Annotated in this window: 24 protein-coding genes and 1 pseudogene; 11 read left to right on the top strand and 14 right to left on the bottom strand. The window is 72.5% G+C overall.

Annotation, left to right across the window (positions count from 1 at the left end; genetic code table 11):
• Positions 1 to 44 precede the first annotated feature (44 nt).
• The 9 genes from ACFO60_RS34980 to ACFO60_RS34940 form a co-directional block, all read right to left on the bottom strand.
• Positions 45 to 1,343, bottom strand: coding sequence for an MFS transporter (locus ACFO60_RS34980; RefSeq protein WP_380849633.1), 1,299 nt, complete (start codon positions 1,341 to 1,343; stop codon positions 45 to 47).
• Positions 1,343 to 2,131 (bottom strand): DinB family protein, encoded by a 789-nt coding sequence (locus ACFO60_RS34975; RefSeq protein WP_380849630.1) that lies wholly within the window; start codon positions 2,129 to 2,131, stop codon positions 1,343 to 1,345. Before ACFO60_RS34975 ends, ACFO60_RS34980 begins: the two co-directional genes overlap by 1 nt.
• A 107-nt stretch (positions 2,132 to 2,238) precedes the next feature.
• Complete coding sequence (locus ACFO60_RS34970; RefSeq protein WP_380849627.1) at positions 2,239 to 2,904, bottom strand: hypothetical protein; 666 nt, start codon at positions 2,902 to 2,904, stop codon at positions 2,239 to 2,241.
• Positions 2,905 to 3,219: 315 nt separating this feature from the next.
• Positions 3,220 to 3,789 (bottom strand): FxsA family protein, encoded by a 570-nt coding sequence (locus ACFO60_RS34965; RefSeq protein ID WP_380849624.1) that lies wholly within the window; start codon positions 3,787 to 3,789, stop codon positions 3,220 to 3,222.
• A 61-nt stretch (positions 3,790 to 3,850) separates the two neighbouring features.
• Positions 3,851 to 5,365, bottom strand: coding sequence for a DUF6297 family protein (locus ACFO60_RS34960; protein ID WP_380849621.1), 1,515 nt, complete (start codon positions 5,363 to 5,365; stop codon positions 3,851 to 3,853).
• Positions 5,362 to 5,988: an ABC transporter ATP-binding protein gene (locus ACFO60_RS34955; RefSeq protein WP_380849618.1), complete on the bottom strand. Its 627-nt coding sequence runs from the start codon at positions 5,986 to 5,988 to the stop codon at positions 5,362 to 5,364. The genes ACFO60_RS34960 and ACFO60_RS34955 overlap by 4 nt, the downstream gene beginning before the upstream one ends.
• A 76-nt stretch (positions 5,989 to 6,064) precedes the next feature.
• Entirely contained in the window at positions 6,065 to 6,811 is a 747-nt protein-coding gene (locus ACFO60_RS34950; protein WP_380849615.1) for a polyprenol monophosphomannose synthase, read from the bottom strand.
• A complete protein-coding gene (lnt, locus tag ACFO60_RS34945; RefSeq protein WP_380849612.1) occupies positions 6,811 to 8,526 on the bottom strand; it encodes an apolipoprotein N-acyltransferase in 1,716 nt (571 codons plus the stop codon). The genes ACFO60_RS34950 and lnt overlap by 1 nt, the downstream gene beginning before the upstream one ends.
• A gap of 1,014 nt (positions 8,527 to 9,540) precedes the next feature.
• Positions 9,541 to 11,838: a HelD family protein gene (locus ACFO60_RS34940; protein WP_380849768.1), complete on the bottom strand. Its 2,298-nt coding sequence runs from the start codon at positions 11,836 to 11,838 to the stop codon at positions 9,541 to 9,543.
• Positions 11,839 to 12,127: 289 nt separating this feature from the next.
• On the opposite strand from ACFO60_RS34940, the gene ACFO60_RS34935 reads away from it, so the two are divergent.
• The 6 genes from ACFO60_RS34935 (at position 12,128) to ACFO60_RS34910 (ending at position 19,016) form a co-directional block, all read left to right on the top strand.
• Positions 12,128 to 13,363 carry an ROK family transcriptional regulator gene (locus tag ACFO60_RS34935; protein ID WP_380849609.1) on the top strand — a complete coding sequence of 412 codons (1,236 nt, stop codon included), beginning with the start codon at positions 12,128 to 12,130 and terminating at the stop codon, positions 13,361 to 13,363.
• Positions 13,364 to 13,555: 192 nt separating this feature from the next.
• Positions 13,556 to 14,884 (top strand): extracellular solute-binding protein, encoded by a 1,329-nt coding sequence (locus ACFO60_RS34930; protein WP_380849606.1) that lies wholly within the window; start codon positions 13,556 to 13,558, stop codon positions 14,882 to 14,884.
• 4 nt (positions 14,885 to 14,888) lie between these two features.
• Positions 14,889 to 15,854: a carbohydrate ABC transporter permease gene (locus ACFO60_RS34925; protein WP_380849603.1), complete on the top strand. Its 966-nt coding sequence runs from the start codon at positions 14,889 to 14,891 to the stop codon at positions 15,852 to 15,854.
• A complete protein-coding gene (locus ACFO60_RS34920) occupies positions 15,851 to 16,738 on the top strand; it encodes a carbohydrate ABC transporter permease (protein WP_380849600.1) in 888 nt (295 codons plus the stop codon). The genes ACFO60_RS34925 and ACFO60_RS34920 overlap by 4 nt, the downstream gene beginning before the upstream one ends.
• Positions 16,738 to 18,012 carry a family 4 glycosyl hydrolase gene (locus ACFO60_RS34915; RefSeq protein ID WP_380849765.1) on the top strand — a complete coding sequence of 425 codons (1,275 nt, stop codon included), beginning with the start codon at positions 16,738 to 16,740 and terminating at the stop codon, positions 18,010 to 18,012. Before ACFO60_RS34920 ends, ACFO60_RS34915 begins: the two co-directional genes overlap by 1 nt.
• Positions 18,009 to 19,016: an N-acetylglucosamine kinase gene (locus ACFO60_RS34910; RefSeq protein ID WP_380849597.1), complete on the top strand. Its 1,008-nt coding sequence runs from the start codon at positions 18,009 to 18,011 to the stop codon at positions 19,014 to 19,016. Before ACFO60_RS34915 ends, ACFO60_RS34910 begins: the two co-directional genes overlap by 4 nt.
• A 127-nt stretch (positions 19,017 to 19,143) precedes the next feature.
• Here ACFO60_RS34910 and ACFO60_RS34905 read toward each other — a convergent pair whose 3' ends face one another.
• From ACFO60_RS34905 to ACFO60_RS34890, 4 genes are all read right to left on the bottom strand, one after another.
• Entirely contained in the window at positions 19,144 to 20,100 is a 957-nt protein-coding gene (locus ACFO60_RS34905) for a LysR family transcriptional regulator (RefSeq protein ID WP_380849594.1), read from the bottom strand.
• Positions 20,101 to 20,164: 64 nt separating this feature from the next.
• Entirely contained in the window at positions 20,165 to 21,220 is a 1,056-nt protein-coding gene (locus ACFO60_RS34900; RefSeq protein WP_380849591.1) for an amidohydrolase family protein, read from the bottom strand.
• Between the two features lie 124 nt (positions 21,221 to 21,344).
• The gene (locus ACFO60_RS34895) at positions 21,345 to 21,797 is read right to left on the bottom strand and encodes an Lrp/AsnC family transcriptional regulator (RefSeq protein ID WP_380849588.1); all 453 of its coding nucleotides are present in this window, start codon (positions 21,795 to 21,797) and stop codon (positions 21,345 to 21,347) included.
• A 112-nt stretch (positions 21,798 to 21,909) separates the two neighbouring features.
• Complete coding sequence (locus tag ACFO60_RS34890; RefSeq protein ID WP_380849585.1) at positions 21,910 to 22,290, bottom strand: hypothetical protein; 381 nt, start codon at positions 22,288 to 22,290, stop codon at positions 21,910 to 21,912.
• Between the two features lie 298 nt (positions 22,291 to 22,588).
• On the opposite strand from ACFO60_RS34890, the gene ACFO60_RS34885 reads away from it, so the two are divergent.
• From ACFO60_RS34885 to ACFO60_RS34865, 5 genes are all read left to right on the top strand, one after another.
• Positions 22,589 to 23,038 carry a helix-turn-helix transcriptional regulator gene (locus ACFO60_RS34885; RefSeq protein WP_380849583.1) on the top strand — a complete coding sequence of 150 codons (450 nt, stop codon included), beginning with the start codon at positions 22,589 to 22,591 and terminating at the stop codon, positions 23,036 to 23,038.
• 5 nt (positions 23,039 to 23,043) lie between these two features.
• The gene (locus ACFO60_RS34880; RefSeq protein WP_380849581.1) at positions 23,044 to 23,454 is read left to right on the top strand and encodes a VOC family protein; all 411 of its coding nucleotides are present in this window, start codon (positions 23,044 to 23,046) and stop codon (positions 23,452 to 23,454) included.
• Between the two features lie 470 nt (positions 23,455 to 23,924).
• Positions 23,925 to 24,152: a hypothetical protein gene (locus ACFO60_RS34875; RefSeq protein WP_380849578.1), complete on the top strand. Its 228-nt coding sequence runs from the start codon at positions 23,925 to 23,927 to the stop codon at positions 24,150 to 24,152.
• Between the two features lie 384 nt (positions 24,153 to 24,536).
• Entirely contained in the window at positions 24,537 to 24,665 is a 129-nt protein-coding gene (locus ACFO60_RS34870) for a hypothetical protein (RefSeq protein WP_380849575.1), read from the top strand.
• Positions 24,666 to 25,875: 1,210 nt separating this feature from the next.
• Entirely contained in the window at positions 25,876 to 26,004 is a 129-nt protein-coding gene (locus ACFO60_RS34865) for a hypothetical protein (RefSeq protein ID WP_380849575.1), read from the top strand.
• A gap of 519 nt (positions 26,005 to 26,523) precedes the next feature.
• On the opposite strand, the pseudogene ACFO60_RS34860 reads toward ACFO60_RS34865, so the two are convergent.
• Positions 26,524 to 26,718: pseudogene (locus ACFO60_RS34860) on the bottom strand (IS110 family transposase); the annotation flags it as partial.

The raw sequence follows: 26,718 nt of genomic DNA, 5'->3' as shown, positions 1-26,718 counted from the left end.
TCCCTCCTCGCGCCGGGCACGCCGGCGGTCTGGAACCCCTGGTGTCAGACGCCGGACTCGGCCGGCACGGGCGCGGCGCGCGCGGCGGCCGTGGCCGGCGGCCGCCCTTCCGCGGCGCCGAGGTAGGCGCCGGCGCGGCGCAGCGGGCTCGCCAGGAAGGCGGCGGCGACGGCGAGCTGGATGACGCCGAGCCCGGCGAACACCGGCGCGGCGTCCCCCACGCGGGCGGTCACCCAACCGCCGAGCACCGCCCCGAGCGGCACGGGCGTCCATGACAGCACCTGGCTGACGGTGACCACCCGGGCCAGCATCGCCTCCGGCGCCAGCCGCTGCCGCAGCGTGCGCAGGTTGACCACGAAGAACATGCCGAGTCCCGACCCGAGCGCCCACAGCAGTACGACCGCCGGGAAGGACTCCACCATCCCGATGCAGAACATGCACACCGCGCCGCCGAAGAACGGGATCAAGATCGCCTGCCCGGCGCTCAGGCGCCGGCTCAGCCGGTCGCTCAGCAGCGAGAACAGCGCGGTGCCCGCACCGGCCGCGACGAACAGCCAGCTGACGGCGCTGTCGGCGGCCAGGTAGTGCTGCTTGGCCAGCGACACGATCTGCTTCTCCGCCGTCGCCCCCACCAGCAGGTTGGTGAGCGCCAGCATGATCGCGCAGGCGCGCAGCACCGGGTGTCCGAACACGAACCGCACACCCTCGGCGATGGCCCGGCGCACCGGCTCGCCCCCGCCGCCGCCGGCGACCCGCCCGGGCAGCGAGCGGCGCAGCCCCGCCAGGCAGCAGGCGGAGAAGGCGAACGACGCGGCGTCCAGCAGCAGCGCGGTGCCCACCGGCATGACCGTCAAGGACGCGCCCGCCAGCGCCGGGCCGAGGACGCCCACGGCCGAGTAGGCGGCCGAGAGCCGGGCGTTGGCCGTGTCGAGCCGGTCGCGTCCCACCAGCGACGGCATGACCGCGAACTCAGCGGCGTTGAAGGCGATCGTCAGCGTCGAGACGGCGAACCCGGTCAGGTAGATCCACCACACCTCCAGCGCCCCCAGATGCGCCAGGACGGGGATGGAGGCGATGAGCACCGTGCGCCCCGCGTCCGCGGCGATCATGACCTGGCGGCGGGACAGCCGGTCCACGTAGGCGCCGATGACCAGCCCGAACAGCGGGTAGGGCAGGAACTCCACGGCCATCGTGATCCCCAGGTGGAGCGGGGAGCCGGTGAGCCGCAGCACCAGCAGGGGGATCAGCACCAGTGACACGGCAGAGCCCAGGTTGGAGACCGACTGGGCCGCCAGGAACACCTGGTACGGCCTGCCCAGCCCGGCGCGGGTGTGCCGCGCCATCAGCCGAGGGTGTAGCCGAGGGCGGTGGCGATCGACTCGGTCTGCTTCTTGTGCTCCAGTTCGTGCTGGGACATGGCGCGGCAGATGTCGAGGATGGTGACCGTGCCGTCGCGGGTGTGCTCGCCGGCGTACTCCAGTTCCTCCGCGGTGATCTGGTCCAGCGCGGCGATCCACTCCTTGCGCCGGGCCTCGAAGGCCGCCAGCCGCTCTTCCAGCGGCGTCCTGGCCCGGCCCAGCACCCGCTGCACCTCGGCCACGTCCATGTCGGGCAGGGTGACCCCCGGCTGGGTCAGGATCTGCAGCACGCGCGGCGCCATGATCGAGTCGGCGGCGATGACGTGCAGCGCCACCTCGGTGATCGTCCACTCGCCCGGCTCTGTGCGGGTCACGGCGTCCTGGCCGACCATCGCGGCGGTGCGGCGCAGCTTGGCGGGCGTCTGGGCGAGGTCGGCCAGCAGCCCGGCCAGTTCGAGTGAGGCGGCGCGCCCGCCGGTGCGCATGCCGTAGGGGCGCCACTCGACCAGGGCGCTGTAGTGCTCGGCCGGCTCGACGGTGCTCCACGCCCCGGGTTCCTGGCGGGCGGCCTCGTCGATGTCGTAGTAGTTGATCCAGGGGACGTATCCGGCGACCCGCCTGCCGTCCTGCTCCAGGACGCTGACCATGCTGGGCGTCGCCGGACCGCCGCCGGGCCGCTGCTCCACGTCGATGTAGACGATCTTCTCGGTGGTGCCGCTGCCCGGTGACCTGCGCACTCCCATCAGCGTGCCCGTCATCGTGATCTCGGACATGAAGGCGATCACTCCCGTTGCCGTTGTCTGTGGTGGACGAAACGAAGGGGGTGTCACCGACCGGGCCGCGACGGCGGCCCGGACGGTGACACGCGTTCGGGGAGCCTTCAGGAGACGCCGAGCGGGACGATCGCCGGCAGCCGGAAGAAGGTGTGATACCTGGTGTCGGTGCTGCCGAGGTAGATGATCACGTCGTAGGGGTCGATCGGCTCCTCGCGCGGCTCCAGCCAGGTGGCCTGGAAGTGCTGCTCGACCAGCAGCCCGGTGCCGATCGCCTCGTGCAGCTCCTCGCGGCTGTAGGCGCGGGTCTCACGCTCGTCGGGCGTGCTGGTCAAGAAGCCGGAGAAGTACATGTCGTCGGGCAGCCTGCGGCCGGTGCGGGCGAACAGCTCGGTGGCCTTGCGGGCGGTCTCCTCGCTGTGGATCCAGTGGACGTCGTCGCCGCCGATCTTCAGGCACTCGCCTTCGCTGGCGTTCTTGCGGTTGATGAAGATGGGGTTGCAGTCGACCCGGTGCTCCTTCTTGACGGCCATGACGACCTCGAGGTGCGTGCTCTCCGGGAGCTGCTCCAGCTCGTGCTGGGCGATCTCGAACCCGTAGCTGATGTGCAGGTGCGGAAGGTGCTCGTGCAGGTGCTCCTCGAGGTTCTCGAAGGGCCCGTGCGGCATGTGGGTGGCGACCGGGGTCTCCCGGCCGGGAAGGTCGAAGATGCCCCCGAACGGGGGAAGACACGGGCGAATGATCAGATCGGGCTCGGCCTGGGCGGTGGTCATTGCCTCACTCCATTCCCTTGGGCGCCGGCGGCGGCCGGCGGCTCCCCGCCGCCTCGACCGGCTGGGCCGGCGGGCTCGCCTCGACGCGGCCATGGGAAACGGCCGGAATCGGCGCCGGGACGGGATCGAAGAGTGCTCAGCGGCGCGCGCGGCGGCGCGCCTGTCCCGGCGTGCTCGATCGTCGGATGTGCGGGCCGGCCGGTCCCCGTCCGGCGGCGGTTGGATCTCTGGAGTCTCGCAGTCCTCCGCCGGAGGGTCGATACGCCGTAGGGGTCGGCGGGGCGGGACTGGGGTGCCCCCAGGCCGCGCCCGAAATCAGCGCGGAGGCCCGTCCCCGCCCTCGTCGGCGGGCCGTGCCGCGCCGGGCGCGAGGCGCGGGCCTGCGGCGGAGTCGCGGGGCGTCTCACGCTCGTCCACGACCTGGCCGTTCACCACGCGGACACCGCCCGGCCGCCGTGCGGGGCCGCCGGGACCGGCGCCGGAGAACATCACGCCGAACGGCGACGCCGACGCCATGGCGCGCACGCGGCGGCCGAGGAACCACCCGAGGACGCGGCGGGCCAGGGGGCGGGTGGGGGGCAGGATCAGGATGAAGCCCAGCACGTCGGTGATGAAGCCCGGCGTCAGCAGCAGGGTGCCGCCCGCGACGATCAGCGCGCCGTCGGCGAGCTCGCGGTCGGGCATGCGGCCCGACTCGAGGGCCTGCCGCAGGGCCCGCCACGCGCGCCGGCCCTCCCTCCGGACCAGCCAGGCGCCGAGCAGGCTGTCCAAGATGAGCAGCCCGACGGTCTGCCACCCGCCGATCACCTGGCCGATCTGGATGAGCATCCAGATCTCCAGCACCGGCACGATGAGGAACGTCAGGAACAAAAGCACACGCAGCATGGCCTCACACCACCTCCCGACCTGAAAACGACCGGCCCCCGCCGAGGGTTCCCGCCTCCGCCTACCTGTCGCGCCGGCGGCGGCCCCGGCCCTGGCGCCACAGGTAGGCGGTGAGCACGGCGCCGCCGGCCAGCGCCTGCGTGATCACCGAGGGCGCCGGCGGCGCGGACGGGCCGGCCAGCGCCGCCAGGGTGGGTAGGCAGCCGAGCAGCGCGAGGTCGGCGCCGGTCACCGCCCAGATCACCGGCCCCGCCGGCAGGGGGCCCATCGGCGTCATGACGACCGGCAGCGAGTGGTCGATCGGACGCCGGCGGGCCGTCCGCAGCGCCGCCGCGGCGATGGCGGGAGCGGCGGCCGGTCCGAGCGACCACCATGGACCGCCGGGCAGGGCGCCGGCCGCCGCGAGTCCGGCCAGGGCGAGGGCCGACCAGAGGGCCGCCAGCAACGCGGGCAGCACCGCACGCGCGGCCAGCAGAGCGCGGGCGTCCACGGCCAGCAACCGGGCGAGGCTTGGATTCTCGCTGTCACGGCGGGCGCCCGCGGTGCACATCACGGCGGATGTCAGCGCCCCGCACAGCAGGAGGCCGATCGGCAGCGCGGACATGCCTCCCGCCGCCTGCGCGGCCATGGCGGGCAGCGCGGCGGAGCCGAACAGCACCGCCAGCCGGCCCGGGCGCCTGCCGACGCGCCGCCACTCCTGCCAGGCCGACGCCGGCGCCTCGCCCCACCCGCCCGGGACGGCGGTGAAATCGGGCCAGGGCCGGGAGCCCGGCGCCCGGGCACGCCAGTGGTCGTCCTCCGCGGTCCAGGTCAGCGCGCCGGGGTCCATGGTGACCGCCGCCGAGATCACCCGCCCGCCCCTGGCCGCCGAGCCGAGGAGCCGTCGAGCGGGGATACGGTCGAGCGCGTCCCACGCGCGGCGCAGGAGTACGGCGGCCACGGCGGCGGCCAGCCCGGCAGCGGCCCCGGCCGCTGCGACCGGCGCGCCGGCCGCGGCGACGAGGACCGCCCTGCCGGGGCCGCCGCCCAGCACGGCCACCAGCACGGCCACCAGCACGGTGCCCGCGATCACCGCCTGCAGCCAGGAGTCCCAGGTGTGCGACGCCTGCGCGAGTACCGCCATCGCCATGCCCCCGGCCGCCGCGCCCACGCCCAGCACCAGGGCCGCGGCCAGGCGGAGGGCGGTGCTGTCGGGGGCACCGAGCGCGCCCAGGCAGGCCAGGCCGAGCACCGCTCCGCCCCCCGCCGCGATCGCCAGCAGGACCAGCACGGTTCCGCCCAGCACCGAGCGGCGCGGCAACGGAGACAGCACCAGCCAGGCGGCATCGGCGGCGGGCAGCACGACGGGTCCAAGGGCCCGGGCCAGGGCGAGGTATCCCGCGTAGAGCGCGGCGACCAGCGCGAGCCCCGCGCCCGGCCGCGAGGCGCCGGCCTGCGCCGCCCCGTTGAGAACCGTGGTGACGGGGTGGCTCAGAACCGCGGCGGCGAGGGCCAGGCCGAATCCGGCGGCGTAACGATCGGACCAGGTCGCCGGCCGCCCCCGGCGCGAGCGGAGGTAGGCGCGCGCGGGGTTCACGCGGCGGCCTCCAAAGTGACCAGGCGGGCCTGGGTGGCCGTCGCGAGCCGCAGGTCGTGCGTCGCCATGACCACCGTGCCGCCGTCACGGGCATAGCCGTTCAAGATCGCGGCCAGGCGTTCCCTGAACGCCGCGTCAAGCCCGCGTTCCGGCTCGTCCAGCAGCAGCAGCCGGCTCGGCCGCAGCAGCGCCATGGCCAGTGACAGCCGTTGCCGCTGGCCGGTGGACAGGGACAGTGGCGACAGGTTCGCCCGTCCCCCCAGCTCGAAGACCTCCAGCGCCTCCGCCACCGTCAGGCGGCCGCCCCGGTGGACGACACGCGCGAGCTCCAGATGCTCCTCGACGCTCAGTCCCGGATACCAGGCGGGCTCGTCGCCGACCAGGACGATCTGCTTCCAGAAGGCGGCGGCATCGACCGGCGGCCCGCCGAGGACCTCGATCCGCCCGCGGAGCGGCGGGTGCAGACCGGCCAGGCAGCGCAGCAACGTCGACTTGCCCGCGCCGTTCTCCCCGACCACGGCGAGGATCTCCCCCGCGGCGGCCACGAGGCCGGCGTCCCGCAGGACGGGAGTGCCGCCCAACCGCACCTCGACACCGCGGGCGGCGATGATCACTTCTGACATGGACCGAGCCTACGTGCCGGTGGCCGGCCTCCGCGGCGCCAGGAGGCTCACCACGGGCAGGCGGCCGTCCGAGAGGTCAGCGGGATCGCCGCAGCCGCTGCGGCAGGGAGGCGAGCCCCCACAGGGTGACCAGCCACAGCGCCTCGGCGAACACGGCGCGGCTCATCTTGCTGGCCCCGGCCGTCCGCTCGACGAACGTGATCGGCACCTCGGCGACCCGCAGCCCCTGCCGCACGGTGCGCAGCGTCAGGTCGACCTGGAAGCAGTACCCCTGGGACTGCACCTCGTCCAGCGCGATCTTCTCCAGCGCCGAGGCCCGGTAGGCGCGGAACCCCGCCGTGGTGTCGTGCGTGGGCACGCCGAGCATGATGCGGACATAGGTGTTGGCCCCCTTGGAGAGGGCCTTGCGCGAGGCCGGCCAGTTGACGAGCTTGCCTCCGGGCACGTAGCGCGACCCGATGACCAGGTCGGCTCCCTGCGCCAGGGCGTCCAGCATCCGGGGCAGTTCCTCGGGCTGGTGGGAGCCGTCGGCGTCCATCTCGACCAGCACGTCGAACCCCTCGGCCAGACCCCACCGGAACCCCGCGATGTAGGCGGAGCCGAGGCCCTGCTTGCCGGGGCGGTGCAGCACGTGGACGTGGTCGTCCTCGGCGGCGAGCCGGTCGGCGATCTCGCCCGTGCCGTCGGGACTGTTGTCGTCGGCGACCAGCAGATGGGCGTCCGGCACCGCGGCCCGCAGCCGTTCGGTGATCATGGGCAGGTTCTCGCGCTCGTTGTACGTCGGCACGATGACGAGTACCCGCCCGAGAATCCGCTCCTCCATCACCCATCCTCTCCGTCGGAACTACGGTGTTTCGGCGCGGGACGCCGCCGGAGGACGGCGACGGCCAGGGCGCCGGCCCCGGCGAGCACCAGTGCCCACTCGGGCGCCGCCCCCACGCGGGTCGCGATCGTCTCGCCCGTGCTGAGCGGCACGGTCACCACCGCCATGTCGGCCACGCCCTCGGCGGTACTCCAGCGCACTTCCCCGTCGGGGTCGACGTAGGCCGAGATGCCGGTCGTGGCGGCGGTGATCACCGCGCGGTCGTGCTCCACGGCCCGCAGCCGCGACATGGCGAGTTGCTGCGGCGGCAGGTTCGTCAGCGCGTAGGTCGCGTTGTTGGTCTGCACGACCAAAGGGGTCGCGCCCGTGCGGACGGTGCCGCGCACGATGTCGTCGAAGGCGACCTCGTAGCACTCCACCGCGCCCACCGTCACCGGCCCGATCTTCAGATCGCCCTCGCGGTCGCCGGGCAGCGACTGCAGGCCGACCAGCTCGACCCGCTTGACGAACGTCGCCAGCAGGTCCTTGAACGGGACGAACTCGCCGAACGGCACGAGTTTCCGCTTGTCGTAGTAGGCGCCGGGCCCGGTCGCGGGATCCCACACGACGCCGCGCGTGTACCTGTGCTCACCGTCGGCCGCGCGGACCACCGCGCCCACCAGCACCGGCACCCCGATGTCGCGCGCCGCGCCATCGATCACCGAACGGGCGTAGGAGTCCCGGTAGGGGTCGATGTCGGTGGAGTTCTCCGGCCACACGACGATGTCGGGCCGCTCGACCTTGCCCTCGCGCACCGCCTGAGCCAGCTCGTGGGTCTTTCCCGCGTGGTTGCGCAGCACCACGGCGGGCTGGTCGCCGAGGAAACCCATGCCCGTACCGGGGACGTCACCCTGGATCACCCCGACCTTGACCGTGCGCCCCGCCGCCTCCGCCCTCGGCCGCGGCACCGCGTACCCGAGCAACGGCACCGCCAGCGTTCCCACCAGCGTCCACACCGCCCCCCGTGAAGCACCCGCACCGAACCAGCGTCGTACGGCGCCGATGCTACGAGACGGAAAGGCGGAAGCGCCGGGGACGGCCGCCGCCGGCCCGCCTCCCGCGGGCGCCCGACCACGTGCGGCCTCGCGTCGTACGAGATGAGCGAGGGTGACGAGCGCCGAGGCCAGGAGCGTGCCGCACAGGACGACCGTGAAAGTTACAAGTGGGGCGCCGCCCAGCGCGGCGTACGGGGTGAACACCGACCCGCCCTGGCTGAACGCCACCCGCACCCACGGGAATCCGCCGAGGGGGAACGCCCCCCTGGCCCACTCTTGGGCCACCCACAGGGCCGCCACCCACAGCGGCCAGGCCCGCAGCCGGGTCACCAGCGCCACCGCCGCCGACATCGCGGCGAAGAACAGGCTCTCGACGGCCACCAGCAGCACCCACGCGTCGTCGCCGATGGGACGCACCCAGGCCAGCGCCGGCAGCAGGAACGCGGCGCCTCCCAGACCCCCCAGCAGGGCTGCCCGCCGCGCCCCCGCGCCGTACACGGCCAAGGTCAGCAGCGCGACGGCGGGCGGCGCGAGAAACCACAGGTCGATGGGAGGAAAGGCCAGAAAGAGCAGCACCCCGCCGGCCAGAGCCGCCGCGAGCCGCCCGAAGGCGCGCGAAACCGGCGGCACGCCGGAAACGACCGGCGCCCGCTCGATGTCCTGCACACTGGATTGGGCCACAGGGGCGGGTCTCTTTTCGGGGTCTTCGGTAACCACCGAACGCTACCGCCCAACCGAGCCCGGTCCAACCGCCGGGCATGCGCGGCGGCGAGAGATCACGCATGGTGATCCCTGGGTCTCCCCGTTCAGGCGGGAACCCAGGAACCACGCTGCGGCTCTGACACGAGACGGGAAGAGGGCCCGGACGACCCTTCGGACCGGATCCGTCTCGTCGGCGGCGAGCTCGGAAATCCGTTGTCTACTGGGTGTCCAGGCCCCTCCCGGGTCCAACCCCCCATCCGGCTGGGGTGCCCCGACTCGACGGAACGCCGGCGCTGCGCCTGGCTGAGCAGACGGAGTCGTGCTCCGTCATGACGCAGAGTCCGGCGATGTCTGAAGACGGCCAACCGGTAGTCCCGTGCTGGACTGTCCAGCAAACTACCGACCTCAGCTCAGATGTCAACCGTGTCCCGATCAGCGGAAACACCAAGTTTTCGCAGCTAGGACATGAGACGTGAGTGCCGTCAATGCCGCCATGTGGTCATTAAGGAGATCAATCTTACAGTGTTTCTTGGCGCTCGCTCCGCTCGCGCGGCGTCCGGGCGCCCTTGAGCCGGCGCCCTTCCCTCGTCACTCGGAAGCGCTCGTTCCTCGCACTCGCTCTCTCCTCGTCACGACACCGGCGCGCCCGAACGCTGTGCTCATGGCGCTCGCTCCGCTCGCGCGGCGTCCGGGCGCCCTTGAGCCGGCGCCCTTCCCTCGTCACTCGGAAGCGCTCGTTCCTCGCACTCGCTCTCTCCTCGTCACGACACCGGCGCGCCCGAACGCTGTGCTCATGGCGCTCGCTCCGCTCGCGCGGCGTCCGGGCGCCCTTGAGCCGGCGCCCTTCCCTCGTCACTCGGAAGCGCTCGTTCCTCGCACTTCCTCCTTCCTCGGTCAGGACACCGGCGCGCCCGAACCCGTGCTCATGGCGCTCGCTCCGCTCGCGCGGCGTCCGGGCGCGCTTGGGGCGGCGCCCGAACGCGGTGCTCGCGGTCAGGGCATGGGGGTCTCTTCGCAGCGGGAGAGGACCGGGGGGAGGTCGCCGGTGTGGAGGACGCCGAGGCGGCGGGTGGCGCGGGTCAGGGCGACGTAGAGGTCGCTGGGGCCGCGTGAGGACTCGCCGAGGATCTCGGCCGGCTCGACGATGAGGACGGCGTCGAACTCGAGGCCCTTGGCGTCGGCCACGGTGAGCACGACGACGGGGGCCTCCAGGGCCCCGGGCACGGGGCCCGCGACCGCGCCCGGCACCGCCGAGGTGACGGCCTCGCCGAGTTCGGCGGCCCGCGAGCCGGGGACGATGACGACGAGCCTGCCGCCCTCCACGACCTCGCCGTTCACGATCGGGCCGATCTCGCGCGTGTCGTCGATCTTCCTGGCCCACGGCCGCACCCCGGTCTCGCGGACCGAGTCCGGGGCCTTCAGGCCGGGGCCGACCAGTTTCAGCACGTCCGCGGCCACGGCCATCAGTTCGACGGGGGTGCGGTAGTTGACGGTCAGCGTCTCCTCACGCCAGCGACCGCGCGCGTAGGGGTCCAGCACCTGCCCCCAGGAGGCCGCGCCGGCGGCCGACCCGGTCTGGGCGATGTCCCCCACGATGGTCATGGAACGGGTGGGAATGCGGCGCATGAGCATCCGCCATGCCATCGGCGACAGCTCCTGGGCCTCGTCGACGATGACATGCCCGTAGGCCCAGGTGCGGTCGGCCGCCGCGCGCTCGGCGGTGGTCAGGTAGTTGTCGTCGCCCCTGTGCCGGGCCGCGAGACGCTCGGCGTCGATCATGTCGGACATGCCGGTCAGCTCCAGCACCTCGCGCGCGTAGGTGAGCTCGGAGTCGCGCTCGGCCTCCTCGGCGCGCCGGGCGGCGGCCAGTTCTTCCTCGGCCTGCATGGCGGTGGCGCGCAGCACGTGCGGGTCGATGTCGCCGAGCAGATCGGCTGCCTCGTCCAGCAGCGGCACGTCGGCCTCGGTCCACTGGGCGCCGCCGCGCGTCGCCTCGCGGAACAGGGCGTCCTGCTCGGCGTCGGTGAGACCGGCGTAGGCCATGCGCTCGCGGGAGCCGAACAGGCCGATGAGGAGCTGCTGGGGGGTGAGGTAGGGCCACAGCCGGTTGAGCGCGGTCTTGACGGCCGGCTCGGTGCGCAGGTCCTCGCGCAGGTCGGCGAGCTCGTCCTCCTCCAGCATGCCGCGGCCGAGCGCCTTGGCGGCCTGTTTGGCCAGCACGTTGAGCACGTGCCGGACGAACACCGCGCGGGCCTGGTTGTGCGGCCTGCGGCTGCGCACGGCGCGGCTCTTGGCGGCCTCGCAGGTGCGCTGGTCCAGGCGCAGGGTGTAGTTGCCGAGGGGGATGTCGACCGGCTCGCGGGGAATGCGCTGGCGGTCGCGCAGCGCCCGCGCCACCACCTCGGCCATGCGGGCCGAGCCCTTGACCGCGGCCGCCCGCGCCGCCTCGCGGGCGGTGCCTTTGACGCCCGGGTACAGCTCGCCGACGGTGGACAGCAGCACGTCGGTCTCGCCCAGCGAGGGCAGCACCTGCTCGATGTAGCGCAGGAAGGTGAGGTTCGGGCCGACGATGAGCACGCCCCGGCGCGCCAGCCGCTCGCGGTGGGTGTAGAGGAGGTACGCGGCGCGGTGCAGGGCCACGACGGTCTTGCCGGTGCCGGGGCCGCCCTGGACGACCAGGATGCCGTTGAGGTCGCTGCGGATGACGCGGTCCTGCTCGGCCTGGATGGTGGCGACGATGTCGCGCATGCGCCCGGTGCGCTTCTCGTCCAGCGCGGCCAGCAGGGCGGCCTCGCCGTTCAGGGTGGCGCGGTCGGCCTCGCTCAGCCCGTCGAGGTCGAGAAGGTCGTCGTCGACGCCGGTCACGCGCCGGCCCTTGGTCTGCAGATGGCGCCTTCGGGTGACGCCCATGGGGGCCGCGGGCGTGGCGCGGTAGAACGGCTGGGCGACGGGGGCGCGCCAGTCGATGAGCAGCCGCGCCTGGTCGTCGTCGGACAGGCCCAGCCGGCCGATGTAGAGGTGTCCCTCCTCCGTCAGGTCCAGGCGTCCGAAGCACAGGCCGTTCTCGACGGCCCACAGCCGGGCGAGCCGCTCGGCGTACATCCCGGCGAAGGAGTCGCGTTCGGAGCGGTTCTGGTGGGTGCCGCCGCCTCCGCCCTGCGCGAGCACGTCGTCGAGCTGTGCACGGGTGCGCACGCGCAGCACGTCGAGCCGCTGGTAGAGAGCGGTGAGGTATTCCTGCTCCTTCGCGAGCTCTATTTGACGGGAAGCCCCTGCTTCATTATTATTGATGGTAATGTGAAACTCCGGGCCTTTATGTGCTTAATAGCGAATATGAGGACAAGGGCCCAGAATAGCAGACCGGCCACCGGTCTCTCCGTCTCTTGCGCCGCCCTCCCGGGGCGGCTTTCTGCTTTCCGGCCGGCTCTCGCCGCGGACCTCCTTGTCACAGCTTGGTAGCGCCTCTTGACCGCGCTCAGGGCCCCGGCTGTACGTTCCTCTTAGTTAGGAAGGTTTCCTAACTCCAGAGACGCGGACGCCGCCCATGCCGGACGCCGCGACGGCCGCCGAGGGGGAGCCCGTGCCGAGCACGAACACGGACGCGCGACCGGGACGACCTCAGCTGCTGCGCGAGATAAACGACCGCGCCGCGCTGCGCGTCATGCTGGAACGCGGGCCGCTGACCCGTCCCGAGCTGGGCGCGCTCACCGGCCTGTCCAAGCCCACGGCCTCCCAGCTCCTGGCCCGCCTGCGCAGCGCCGGGCTGGTCGTGCTGGACGGGGTGCGCGAGGGCCTGCCCGGCCGCACGGCCGAGCTGTACCGCATCAACCCGGCCGCCGCGCACGTCGCCGCGCTGGACGTCACCCGCACCCGCATCGCCGCCTCCGTGGCCGACATCACCGGCGCGGTGCTCGGAGACCACCTCCACCCCACCCCCGGCCGCAGCGGCGGCGACGTCGTGGCCAAGGTGCGGGCCGCCGTCGAAGGCGCCTGCCTGCGGGCGGGCGTCACCTCGGACGACCTGCACCGGGTGGTGATCGGCATCCAGGGAGCGGTCGACCCCGCCACCGCCCGCCTGGGGTACGCGGCCCACATCCCCGGCTGGCACATCCCCGACCTGGCCGGCACGCTCCGCGAGGGTCTCGGCGTGCCGGTCGACATCGAGAACGACGTCAACCTGGTCGCCCTGACCGAGCGGTCGCACGGCGTCGCCCGCGGCCACGCCGACTTCGTGCTGCTGTGGGCCGACGAGGGCATAGGAGCGGCGCTGGTGCTCGGCGGCCGGCTGCACCGGGGCGCCACCGGCGGCGCGGGCGAGGTCGGGTACATGCCCATCGCCGGCGCGCCGACCGCCAAGGAGACCGGCAAGCGGGGCGACCACGGGTTCCAGGCCCTGGCGGGCGGCCCCGCTGTGCTGCGGATGCTGCGCTCGCACGGCCTGCGCGGGGGCGACCCGTCCCGCGCCGTGCGCGCCGCCGTCCGGGACGCCGCGCGGGAAGGCGAGCGCGGCGAGCGGGCCTGCCGTGCGCTGCGCGAGCTGGCGGCGCGGCTGGCCGTGGGGCTCGCCCCGATCGTCGCGGTGGCCGATCCCGAGATCGTGGTGCTGACCGGCGGCATGCTGCTGGCCGGCGGCGACGTGCTGTCCGCGCTCGTCGAGGAGGAGCTGCACGCGCTCACCCTGCCCCGCCCGCCCGTGCGGCTGTCCGCGGTCGAGGGCTCCCCCGTGCTCACCGGCGCTCTCGGCCTCGCTCTCTCCGTCACCCGCGAGGAGGTCTTCGGCTCGACCGTCTCCACCCGGGCCGCCGGCCCCGCCTGACCGCCCCACCGGTCCACGGCCCGTCCGATCTCACCCGCGCTCTCCCCCGTCCCTCTCCCCCACGCCCGCCTGTCGACCGCCGCCCCGTCACCGATCCATCCCGACCCCGGGCCGTCCCGGCGCCACCCGCCCCCGGCCCGCATCCTCCCCCGCTCCCCCTCCTGATCGTCCAGCCCCATGGGAGGCACCCCCGTGAAACCATTTCCGAAGCTCGCGGCGGCGGCCCTGGCCCTGCTGGCCGCGGCCGCCTGCACGGCCGGCACCGAGAACGCGCCCGCCAAGCCCAAGGCCGGGAGCACACCCGACCGCACGCCGGTCACCGTCACGATGTGGCACGGCTTCGTCGCCGACAACGAGCTCAAGGCGTTCGACGACGCCCTCGCGGGCTTCCGGCGGCGGTACCCCTGGATCACCGTCAAGACCACCAAGGCCGTCCAGGACGACCAGATCATCCAGGCGTCGCGTGGCGGCACCCCGCCCGACGTGGCGCTGTCGTTCACCACCGACAGCGTCGCGACGTTCTGCAAGACCGGCATCTTCCAGGACCTCGAGCCGTACATGGCGGCGAGCAAGGTGGACGAGTCGCTGTTCCCCAAGGTGATCGCCGAATACACCCAGTACAAGGGCCGGCGGTGCGTGATGCCCATGCTCGCCGACACCTACGGCCTGTACTACAACAAGAAGCTCATGAAGGGCGAGCAGCCCCCGCAGACCCTCTCCGAGCTGGCCGCGCTGACCAAGAAGCTCACCGTGCGCGACTCCAGTGGCGGCATCAAGGTCGCCGGGTTCGTGCCGAGCAGCCAGATGTACGAGAACGCCCCGATTCACACCGGGACGATGGTCGGCGCGAAGTGGACCAACCCGGACGGCACGTCGGCGATCGGCGGCGATGCGGCGTGGAAGGAGCTGATGACCTGGCAGAAGGACCTGGTCGGCTGGTTCGGGTACGACAAGCTGGAGAAGTTCCGCAAGAGCTTCGGGGACGAGTGGTCGGCCGACAACCCGTTCATGAAGGGCAAGGTCGCCATGGCGATCGACGGCGAATGGCGCAACGCCATGATCGCCGCCGACGCGCCCGGCCTCGACTACGGCACCGCTCCCCTCCCGGTCTCCGACAACCGGCCCGACCTGTACGGCGGCGGCTTCATCGCCGGCACGGTGATCGGCATCCCGCGGGGCGCGAAGAACGCGCAGGCCGCCTGGGAGCTGGTGCGCTACCTGACCACCGACACCGGCGCCCTGGTCACCCTGTCCAACGCCCTGCGCAACGTGCCGAGCACGCTGCCGGCGCTGGAGTCGCCCGAGCTGGACAAGGACCCGAACTTCCAGACGTTCCTCGACATCTTCGCCCACCCCGCGAGCAGCACCCTGCCCGCGCACATCAACTCGGCGTTCAACCAGCAGACGCTGCAGGAGGCCCAGATCAAGTGGGAGTCCGGCCGCGTGGACGACCTGGACGCGCTGCTGGCCGACGTCGACAAGAAGATCGACGACAAGCTGAAGCTCACGGCGGGCGGCTGATCCGGTGACGACGACGACGCTCGGGCGCCGCGGTGGCGCGGCGCCCGTACGGGCACGGTCGTTCCGGCACCGCCCGGGCGTGGTGGCCCTGCTGTACCTGTCCCCCTGGCTGGTGGGCTTCGGGCTGTTCTTCGCCTACCCGCTGCTGGCGACCGTCTACTTCTCCTTCCAGCGCTACGACCTGTTCAGCCTGGAGCCGGTGGGGCTGCTGAACTACCGGTACTTCCTGCAGGACGAGGCCGCCTGGACCTCCATCAGGAACACGCTGTGGCTGGTCGCGGTGATGGTGCCGCTGCGGGTGGCGTTCGGCCTGGGCGTCGCCCAGCTGGTCACCCGGCTCAAGGCGGGGGCGGGCTTCTTCCGCACGGTGTTCTACCTGCCGTCGCTGGTGCCGCTGGTGGCCGGGACGCTGGGCTTCGTGTACCTGCTCAACCCGGGCACCGGGCCGGTGCCGGCGCTGCTGTCGGCGGTGGGCCTGCCCTCCCCCGACTGGTTCGGCGACCCGGCGTGGGCCAAGCCCGGCCTGACGCTGCTGGCCCTGTGGTCGGTCGGCGACCTGATGGTCATCTTCCTGGCGGCGCTGCTGGACGTGCCCAGGCAGCTGTACGAGGCCGCCGCGCTGGACGGCGCCGGCGCCTGGCAGCAGTTCTTCCACATCACGCTGCCGGTCATCCGGCCGGTGCTGATGTTCGCGGCGATCACCGGGGTCATCCAGACGCTCCAGTACTTCACCCAGGCGATGGTGGCGGCCCGGGTGGCCTCCGGGGGAACCGACTCCGCCGGGTCGGTCTTCGTGCCCGGCTACCCCGACCAGTCCACCCTCACCTTCCCCGAGTGGCTGTTCCACCAGGGATTCCGCGACTTCGCGATGGGCTACGCGTGCGTCCTGGCGCTGATCCTGTTCGCGGTCTCCATGGTGTTCACGCTGTTCCTGCTCCGCCAGTTCCGCGGCGTCGAGGAGGAGTCATGACCCTCACGGCCGAGCGGGCCCCGGCCGCCCGCCGCACCCGTCCGCACACCCCGCGCGGCCGCCGCCGGCGGGCCGTCCTCGGGTGGATCGCCACCCACGCGCTCGCCATCGCCCTTGCGATCATGTTCGCCGGCCCGCTGGTGTTCATCGCCCTGACCGCGCTCATGACCGACCACCAGGCGCTCACCTCGCGGCTGTGGCCCGAGCACTGGGAGTGGGGCAACTTCGCCGACATCTTCCGGCGGGCTCCGCTGCTCACCTGGATCGCCAACACGCTGCTGTACGCGCTGCTGGCCACCGCGTTCATGCTCCTGTCCTCGATTCCAGTGGCCTACGCGCTGGCCCGGCTGCGCTTTCCGGGGCGCAGGCTGGCGTTCCTGCTGGTCATCACCACCATGATGCTGCCACCGCAGGTGGTGGCGGTGCCGATCTACATCCTGTGGGCCCGGTTCCACCTCACCGGGACGCTGTGGCCGCTCATCCTGCCCATGCTGCTCGGCGACGCGTTCTCGATCTTCCTGCTGCGGCAGTTCCTGGTGACCATCCCCCGGGAGTACTCCGACGCGGCCCGGGTCGACGGATGCGGGGAGTTCCGCACGCTGGTGCGGGTCATCCTGCCCATGGCACGGCCGGCGATCGCCGCGGTGGCGCTGTTCCAGTTCTTCTACTGCTGGAACGACTACTTCGGCCCCCTGCTCTACGCCGGCACCGAACCCGCGAACTGGACGCTGTCGCTGGGCCTGGCATCCTTCAGAGCCGTGCACCACACGCAGTGGAACCTCACCATGGCCGCCACCCTGCTGGCCATGGCGCCGGTGATCGTCGTGTTCTTCTTCGCCCAGAAGGCGTTCATCGAGGGCGTCAAGCTGACGGGAGTCAAATGATGAAAGTGGCCGTTGTCGGGGGCGGCTCGACCTACACGCCCGAGCTGATCGACGGTTTCGCCCGTCTTCGAGATGAACTGCCCGTCTCGGAGATCGTTCTGATCGACCCCGACGAGCGGCGCCTGGCGCTGGTGTCGGCGATGGCGTCGCGGATGCTGCGGCGGGCCGGCCATCCGGCCACAGTCTCCACCTCCGCCACCGTCGACCAGGGCGTGGCCGGGGCGCAGGCCGTGCTGCTGCAGCTGCGGGTGGGCGGGCAGGCCGCCCGCAACGTGGACGAGACGCTGCCGCCGGCCTGCGGCTGCGTCGGCCAGGAGACCACGGGGGCCGGAGGGCTGGCCAAGGCGCTGCGCACCGTCCCGGTCGTCCTCGACATCGCCGAGCGCGTCGCCAAGGCCGCGCCGGACGCCTGGATCGTGGACTTCACCAACCCGGTCGGCATCGTCACCCGGGCCCTGCTCCAGGCCGGCCACCGCGCCATCGGCCTGTGCAACGTGGCCATCGGATTCCAGCGGCGCTTCGCCGCCCACCTGGGCGTCGCCCCCGAGCGGATCTCGCTCGGCCACGTCGGGCTCAACCATCTGACGTGGGAGCGGTCGGTCCACCTGGACGGGCAGGACGTCCTGCCCCGGCTGCTGGCCGAGCACGGCGAGAAGATCGCCGCCGACATCGGCCTCCCCGCCGCGCTGGTCCGCCGGCTCGGCGTCGTGCCGTCGTACTACCTGCGCTTCTTCTACGAGCACGACGCCGTCGTGGCCGAGCAGCTCGACAAGCCCTCGCGGGCGGCCGAGGTCGCGGCCCTCGAGGAGTCGCTGCTGCGGATGTACGCCGACCCGGCCGTGGACACCAAGCCCGAGCTGCTCGGCAGGCGCGGCGGCGCGTACTACTCCGAGGCGGCGGTGGCGCTGATCGCCTCGCTGGCCGGCGACCGCGGCGACGTGCAGGTGGTCAACCTGCGCAACGACGGCACGCTGCCCTTCCTGCCCGACGACGCGGTCATCGAGGTGCCCGCGCGCATCGGGTCCTCCGGCGCCGCGGCCCTGCCGGTCGACCCGGTCGAGCCGCTGTACGCCGGGCTGATCTCGCACGTCACCGCCTACGAGGCGCTGGCCCTGGAAGCCGCCCTGCACGGCGGCGTGGACCGGGTCACCGACGCGCTGCTGGCGCACCCGCTGGTCGGGCAGGCGTCGTTGTCGGCCGAGCTGGCCGGGCGGCTGGTCGCGGCCAACCGCGCCTTCCTGCCCTGGGCCGGAGACGGGGCGGTGCCCGCGTGAGGACGGTGCTCGCCGTCGACGGCGGCAACAGCAAGACCGACGTCGCCCTGGTGGCGGAGGACGGGACGGTCCTCGCCACCGGCAGGGGCGGGGCGTTCGTCCCGCAGACCGCGGGCGTGCCCGCCGCGATCGACGTCCTCGGCGAGACCACGCGCCTGGCGCTCGGCCCCGACGCGGAGCCGCCGTACGCCGACCTGGTGGCGGCGTACGTGGCCGGGGCCGACCTGCCCGTCGAGGAGGACCTGCTCCGCGAGGAGATCATGGCCCGCGGGTACGGCAGGGAGGCCGTGGTGGGCAACGACACCTTCGCGCTGCTGCGGGCCGGGACCTCCCGGCCGTGGGGCGTCGCGGTGGTCTGCGGCGCCGGGATCAACGCGGTCGGCGTCTCCCCCGCCGGCCAGGTGGCCCGGTATCCGGCTCTCGGCAGGATCAGCGGCGACTGGGGCGGCGGTCTGGGCCTGGGCGAGGAGGTCCTGTGGCACGCCGTGCGCGCCGAGGACGGCCGGGGCCCCGCCACCGTCCTGCTCGACGTCGTCCGCCGGTTCTTCGGCGCGCGGACGGCCGAGGAGGTCACCATCGCCCTGCATCTCGGCGAGCTGCGGGCCGACCGGCTCCTCGGGCTGGTGCCCGAGCTGCTGGCCGCCGCCGGCGGCGGCGACGCCGTCGCCCGGGGCGTGGTCGAGCGCCAGGCCGACGAGGTGGCCGTGATGGGCGTGGCGGCGATGCGGCGCCTCGGCATGCTGGACGACCCCTGCGAGGTCGTGCTCGGCGGCGGGGTGCTCACCGCGCGCGATCCCCTGCTGACCTCGCTGGTGGAGGAGCGGTACGCCGCGCAGGCGCCCAGGGCGGTGCTGGTGGTCGCCGGGCTGCCGCCCATCGCGGGGGCCGCGCTGCTCGGCCTCGACCGCCTCGGCGCCGGTCCCGCCGCCGCCGATCGGCTCAGGGAGGCCTTCGCCGCCACCCCGGCCGGCAGGCCGTCGCCCACCACCGCGCCTTCGGCCTGACGGACGCGCGCCGAGGCGGCCCGGCGCGGCCGGTGGAAGCGGCCGCGCCCATCGGGGGACGCTCGCTGGCCCGTCACCGCCGGTCGTAGCGGCCGAGCCCTCCGCCGGGAGGCGCTCGCCTGGATCTTCACTGCCGGTCGAGGCGGTCGCGCATGTCGGCCAGGTGCCGGCGCAGCCAGGCGTGCCCGGGGTCGGCGTCGTGCATCGGGTGCCACCAGAACGCCTCGACCAGCGGGACGGCCTCGAACGGGCAGTCGAGCGTGCGCACGCCCAGCGCCTCGGCCACGCGGAGGGCGAGCCTCTCCTGCACGAGGGCGATGGCGCCGGTGCGCCGGACCAGACGGGGAACGGCGAGGAAGGAGTCGACGACCGCGATCACGTTGAGCGTCACCCCGAGCAGCTCCATCTGGCGCCACGCGGCCGCCCGGCCCATCGGGTCCTGGAACGTCGTCACCCAGGGCAGGACGTCCAGGTCGGCCATCGTCAGCCGGTCTCCGACGACCGGGTTGTCCTCGGCGACGACGCAGACCCAGCGGTCGCGGAAGAGATCAAGCCGCCGCGGCAGCTCGATGTAGCCCTGGGGCATGAACACGCCGTCGACGGTGCGGTAGAAGTCGGGGTTGCGGGAGAACGCCTCGGCGGTCACCGGTTCGAAGCGGACGCGGGCGTGCGGCGCCGACCGTTCCAGCACTCCGACCAGGTGCTCCCCCACCACCCCGATCCCGTAGTCGGAGGACACGATGCTGAAGGTGCGCCCCGACCGGGCGGGGTCGAACCCCGCCTGGGCCGAGAACACCCGCTCCACGGCGGCGACGGCGACGGCGGCGAGCGGGCACAGCTGCTGGGCGAAGGGCGTCAGCTCGTAGTGGTTGCCCACCCTGGTGAGCAGGTCGTCGCGGAAGTGTCGGCGGAGCCGGGCCAGCGCGGCCGACAGGGTGGGCTGGGTGCGTCCCAGCCGGAGCGCGGCCCCGGTGACCGTGCGCTCCACCAGCAGCGCGTGCAGCGCCTGGAGGTGCACGGTGTCCAGGCCGTGCGTGTACGCGCACTGCGCCTCCACGGGCGTGTCCGGCTGCTCGGTGCCCACGTCAGCACCCTACGCGCCGCTCCATCGGCCCCGCCCCGGTGCCCGGCCTCCACGGAGGGAGGCGCTACGCGGGCGGGCAGCCGGGAGGCAGCAGGCGTAGGTCGGCGGCGTTGCCGCCCTTGATCGCCGACGCGGCGGCCGGGTCGGGCACGGCCTCGTGCAGGCGCCGCACGGGGTCCTCGACGCCCATGTCGAACGGGTAGTCGGAGCCGAGGACGACCCTGCCGACGCCGACGGTGCGGATCAGCGAGACGAGCGCGTCGGGGGCGTGCACGACGGAGTCGTAGTACAGGCGGCGCAGGTAGCGGCTCGGCAGGTGCAGGCACGACCTCGCCTCGGGGCGGACGAGCCAGGCGTGGTCGATGCGCCCGGCGAAGGCGGGCAGGTATCCGCCGCCGTGGGCGGCCAGGAAGCGGAGCGCGGGAAAGCGGTCGAGCACTCCGGCGAATATCAGGTGGGACAGGGCCACGGCGTGCTCGACGGGCTGGCCGACGCTGTTGGACAGGTACCAGCGGTTCAGGCGGTCGCCGAGCGTGCATCCCCACGGATGGAGGAAGATCACGGCGTCGAGCTGCTCGGCGCGCCGCCACAGCCGGTCCAGCCGCGGGTCCGACAGTTCGATCGGCGGTCCGCCCTCCGGGTCGTCGGCGTGCGAGGTGATCTCGACGCCGCGCAGGCCGCAGCGGTGGACGGCGTCCTCCAGCGCCGCGACGGCGACCTCGGGATGCCGCAGGGGCGCGACGCCCAGGCCGCACAGCCGCTCCGGGCGGGTGGCGCAGTGGGCGGCGACGCCTTCGTTGGTGGCCTGCGCGATGTCCCACGCCAGGCAGGGGCCGGCCCACGGCTGGTACAGCTGGGGCGCCACGGAGACGACCTGGGCGTCGACGCCCGCCGCGGTCATCGCCGCGAGGCGGGCACCGGGATCGGTCAGCCGGTCCCGGGACTCGCCGAAGCGGCGTGCGCTGACCTCGGCCGAGGCCGGGCCCCATCGCCTCCGCTGGAGCGCTTCGTGGTGGGTGTGGCCCGCGCGGCCCTCGGCGAGAGCCTGGACCTCGGGCAGCCATACATGCGCGTGGACGTCCACGGTCAGGAAGACGCCGCTGGTCGTTCCGAAAGGCATGATCGCCTCTTCCCAGGATGGGTTACGCCCACCATCCTGAGCGGCGAAACGCGACAAAGGAAGCCAATTCTGCCGATAACCGACATAAAGCCCGTCTATCGGCAGCCCGGACGTGTGGCGATCCCTAGGAGCCCGCGGTCAGACCAGGGGTGCGGTGCTCGTAGGGAGTGCTCAGCACGATGGTGGTGCGGGTGGAGACGTTCGCCGACGCCCGGATCTGCTGCAGGAGGTGCTCCAGCGCGATCGGGGAGTCCACGCGCACCTTGAGGATGTAGCTCTCGTCGCCGGCGACACTGTGACAGGCCTCGATCGCCGTCAGATGCTCGAGCTTCTCGGGCGCGTCGTCGGGGGCGGAGGGATCGATCGGCTTGATCGACACGAACGCGGTGAGCGGGAGGCCGACCTCGTTGTGATCGACCAGGGCCGCGTACCCGCGGATGACACCGCGCTTCTCCAGCCTGCGCACCCGCTGGTGTACCGCCGACACCGACAGGCCGGTCTCCTTGGCGAGGTCGGTGAAGCTCATACGGCCGTCCGCGGCCAGCAACATCACGATTCGACGATCGATCTCCTCCACTCCGCAAACGGTAGCGCCCCATGAACCCGTTTCGTCATCTAACCGGTCACGTCATGGTTCCAACCGATCCCCCTACGTGGTCACTGATCGTCCCCGCCGGCGGGGTGGCGGCTCAGCGACGGCCCTTGATCCAGAACTTCTCCGAAATGTGGCAGATGCGGTGGCGCTTCCGGCAGAAGCCGACCTGAGAAGGGGCGTTCCCCGTGACGCTCGCGTTCGACACGTGCTGGACTCCCCGCATGTTGGTGGGGCTCATCACCTGCGAATAGTTCAGGTTGCGCCGGCCGTTGCCGATCACGATGGGCCCCCGGTCGCCGGTCGCGAGGCTCGCGCGCGCACCCCAAGGGGCCGCCGCGGCGCTCGCGGGCGCCTGCGGCGAGGCGACGACGGCGGCCACCGTGATCAGGAGCGCGGCGCACGCCGGCCACCTCGCGCCCGGGGACCTCTGGGCGGGCGGGGCGGCCACGCGGTGGCGGCCCGTAGCGTTTCGCACCTTGCCTCCCGAAGTCGCTCACCGGCCCGCCGATCTGATCGGGCATCGGCGCTGGTCAACCCCATACCCGAAAGCCGCGCCCCGGCCCCGTCCGAGCGGCTCCCGGCACGAACAATTGTCACCTCTTTGTCATCGTCGGACCACATGGCGTGAGCCGGGGCGGCGACCCTCCGGCCACCGGCCGCGCGGGAGCGGTCGGCGCCTCCTCCCAGCGAGGGTCGCGGACGACGATCGGCCCGGCCTCGGTCGCCCCGAGCCGTCGGCGAGGGGGGTGAGGGGGCGACGTACGATTGGGCATGTGACCAGCACACCCGCCGCGGCGCAGCATCTGCGCGACCTCGCGCGGCTGCGCCGCGTCCGTGACCGCATCGACCGCGAGTACGCGCAGCCGCTGGACGTCGAGGCGCTCGCCCGCGGCGTGAACATGTCGGCCGGGCATCTCAGCCGCCAGTTCCGGCGCGCCTACGGCGAGGCGCCGTACGCCTATCTGATGACACGGCGCATCGAGCGCGCGATGGCGCTGCTGCGCCGTGGCGACCTCAGCGTCACCGAGGTCTGTTTCGCGGTCGGCTGCTCGTCGCTGGGCACCTTCAGCACCCGCTTCACCGAGCTGGTCGGCATGCCGCCCAGCACCTACCGGCGCGAGGCCGCGCGCGCGGCGGCGGGCATGCCGTCGTGCGTGGCGAAGCAGGTGACCAGACCGATCAGGAATCGAGAAGCGCCGGCCCTCGAGCCGCACCTAGCGTGACCGCCATGGACATCACCATTCACACGAGCTTCCTCCCGCACGACGACCCGGACGTCTCCCTGGCCTTCTACCGCGACGTCCTCGGCTTCGAGGTCCGCCACGACGTCGGGCACGGCAAGATGCGCTGGATCACGGTCGGTCCTCCCGGCCAGCCCGGCACGTCCATCCTCCTGGCGCCGCCGGCCGCCGACCCCGGCATCACCGACGACGAGCGCCGCACCATCGTCGAGATGATGGCCAAGGGCACCTACGGCTGGATCCTGCTGGCGACCTCCGACGTGGACGGCACCTTCGAGAAGCTGCAGGCCGGCGACGCCGAGGTCGTCCAGGAGCCGATCGATCAGCCGTACGGAGTTCGCGACTGCGCCTTTCGCGACCCCGCCGGCAACCTGATCCGCATCCAGCAGCGGCGCTAACCGTCCGGCGATCGCGGGGCACGGCCCGCACATGGGCCGCACAGGCCGCACAGGCCGCACAGGCCGCACAGGCCGCACCGAGGCGGAGCCCGCGCACGGCGGTCGGTGACTGCCGCCCGGCGGCCGCCGTCGCCGACCTCCGAACGACGTCCCCGGGCCGTTCGCGGACCCCGTCGAGCGCCGGCCCTCGCCTCGCCCACGCCCGCTCACGTTCACGCACGCGCACGCTCACGCTCACGCTCACGCTCTGAGCGTCACCGCGACACAGAGCATCAGCTCACCCACCGCACCTGAGGTCTGGGCGCCGGTTGCCCGCGGACGACGCGCGCCGGCGCCGTACCTGGTGCCGCTGCCCTTCGACCGGGACGGCGAGGCGCCGCCCTTCACCCGCGACGTCCGCGACCGGCTGGACGTCCCACCCGGCAGACCGCCGGGTCCCGCGAGTTGCCCATATCGGATAGGAGATCCCGTTGAACTTGAACAAGTTGGTGCGGCAGACCCACCGCTGGCTTTCCATCGCCTTCACGGTGACCGTGATCATCTGTTTCGTCGCCCTGACAGGAGTCCTGCCCTTCTGGGTGTTCTATACGCCACTGCTCCCGCTCGCCCTGCTGCTGTTCAGCGGTCTGTACTTGTTCGCGCTGCCCTATACCGCCAAGTGGCGCAGCGGGCGGCGGCGCACCGCTCTCGAGATATGACCGGGGTGTCCTCGTCAAGGACGCGCCCACCCGCGCGATCGCCGCCTGGCGGCGGCCGAAGCCGGGCGGAAGCCGGCACCGGACAGGAGCCGAACCGGGCGGGAGCCCGGCGCCAGGCGGGAGCCGGTGGAGATGGTGACGAGCACGATGGCGGCCAGGACCGGACGGGCAGCGCACGATCCCGCCGAGGGCCTGGAACAGCACGCTGACCTGCGGTGACACCGGTCAACGGCGTGAGAGGGAATCACCGCCCCATCGGGTGGCAGGAAGTGGTCAGGGGCGTGCAGTTTGCTGCCGCCGAATTCTCTGTTCCAAGGGCTTGCAATGCCGGAGAGTTGTTCTCACAAGGACGAAACAACAAGCCCTCCAGAAAAGAGAAACAAAATGACCGCCAACGCTTACTCCCCCGCCATCACCGCCCGTTCCGCCGGCACCACCTGGGACTCCTGCACCCGCACCGCGGGCACCACCTGGGACGGCTACTCCCGCGCCGCCGGAACCACCTGGGACTAAATTCCTCATAACCCCGTCAGACATAATCGCTAAAAGCCGTAAACCGACCACCAGAACCCGCCATCCGACCTCCAACCACCGACCTCCAACCCACCGACCACCGAACCCCGCACACCGAAACACCGGCCGCACACCCCGCCGACGAAAAGAAAGCACCACCCCCGCCGAGCGAAACGAAAAACACGATTTCGCCACGACAGCGGAAAACAGAGCACCACCGGCCCGGCACCCGTTCAACCGGGAGAACCGACACCCGGCCGGCCCCCTCCGCACCGGCGTCCCGGCGACGCGAGCGCACCACCGCTCCTCAGTCCCGCCCCGGCCCCGCCGCACACGGCGCGCAGCCCTCCCGAACACCCCCGCACCAGGCCACCCCCTTGCCGCGCCCCGGCCACCCGCCACTCCAACAGCCCCTCAGCCCTACCCGAACGCGATAAATCCCTCCAACTACCGACCTCACCCACACCATCCCGTCCTACCGCCACCACGACCACGACCGTCACCAGACCGCCACCGCCGGACCGTTATCGCCATCGCCACGACCACGACCGTCACTACCACCACCGCCACCGCCACCGCCACCACGACCACGACCACCGTGGCAGCCACCGTCAAGACCGTCGCCACCACCACGACCGTCACCGCCATCGCCGTCAGACCGCCACCGTGACCGCCGCCATCATGACGACGACCACTACGGCCACCGCTACCGACCTCGATCCGCAGCGCGATCCGCAGCGAGGGTTTCGGGTGGGCGCGGCAACGGCAACCGGCGGCATCGGCAACGGGTGGGACCACCACCCCCGCACACGCTTCCCCCAAGCGCACACCGGCGCGAAGAAGGATTCCACCACCCTTACCAGCGCGCGAGCGGCAGGCCGCTCACAGGGGACGGCGCACAACCCGGCGCGAATAACCGGACACGCGGCACAGCAAGTCGCGCTGCCCGCACGGCGCCACCCCCTCCAATCCGCCCTCGACCCACCCGCAACCCGCCCGCAGGACGCTCACGCAGCCCGGCGACAACGCCGGTGACCTGCGACGACTCGAACGGTGACCTGTCGGGCGCCAACGCCGCCCTCCCGATGGCAGGAAGCGGTCAAGGGCATGCAGCTTGCTGCCGCCGAATTCTCTGTTCCAAGGGCTTGCAATGCCGGAGAGTTGTTCTCACAAGGACGAAACAACAAGCCCTCCAGAAAAGAGAAACAAAATGACCGCCAACGCTTACTCCCCCGCCATCACCGCCCGTTCCGCCGGCACCACCTGGGACTCCTGCACCCGCACCGCGGGCACCACCTGGGACGGCTACTCCCGCGCCGCCGGAACCACCTGGGACTAAAACACCAGCGAGCCGCACAAACCCGGCGACCAACGAACAACAGAAAAAAGAAAACACTCCCCGCACCTGACTCGCGAAAACCCGGCACCATCACCGGAAATCACGAGAACGGCACCACCCGCGCACACCGAGCCCAACGCCCAGGACCGGAAACGACAATCCCGGCCGACGGCCACGGCAGCGTCGAAGCCACGAATAATGGAAACGCCGGAATCTGAGACGGCGACCATCGTGAGCACCGGCCGACGCACACCAGGCTCCCTCCCCCGGCCCGCCGCCGCACATCACACCCGCGGCCCCGCCAGGACCCCTCTCCGCCAAGCACCCCCACGCACCGCGTCCCCCCATGCCCAGACGTCGCGGCCTGGAGTCGCCTCGCTGATCCACGGGCGCCGAAGCCGGCCAGAAGGACCCGCCCTGACGGCGTGACCGGGGATCCGCCCAATCGCAGAACCGCCCGCCACGACCCCGCACGCGCCCGTCGCAGGCCGCCCGAAAGACATCCCAGGAGTTTGAATGTCAAGCCGTAGCACTCTGAGCGTGATGCGACCAGGCGGTCGTTTCGCTGTAGGGCGTGCCGGTCTTCGGGCAGCCGTGCAGGATACCGACGAGTCGGTTGGCGAGTTGGCGCAGGGCGGTGTTGTAGCCGACTCCGCGGGCGCGTTGCCTGTCGTAGTAGGCGCGGGCGCCGGGCGAGACACGCAATGCCACCGA

Origin of the sequence: Sphaerisporangium dianthi, assembly GCF_042654065.1 — a bacterium.
Taxonomy (GTDB): domain Bacteria; phylum Actinomycetota; class Actinomycetes; order Streptosporangiales; family Streptosporangiaceae; genus Sphaerisporangium; species Sphaerisporangium dianthi.
This window is presented reverse-complemented; position numbering and strand designations above follow the sequence as displayed.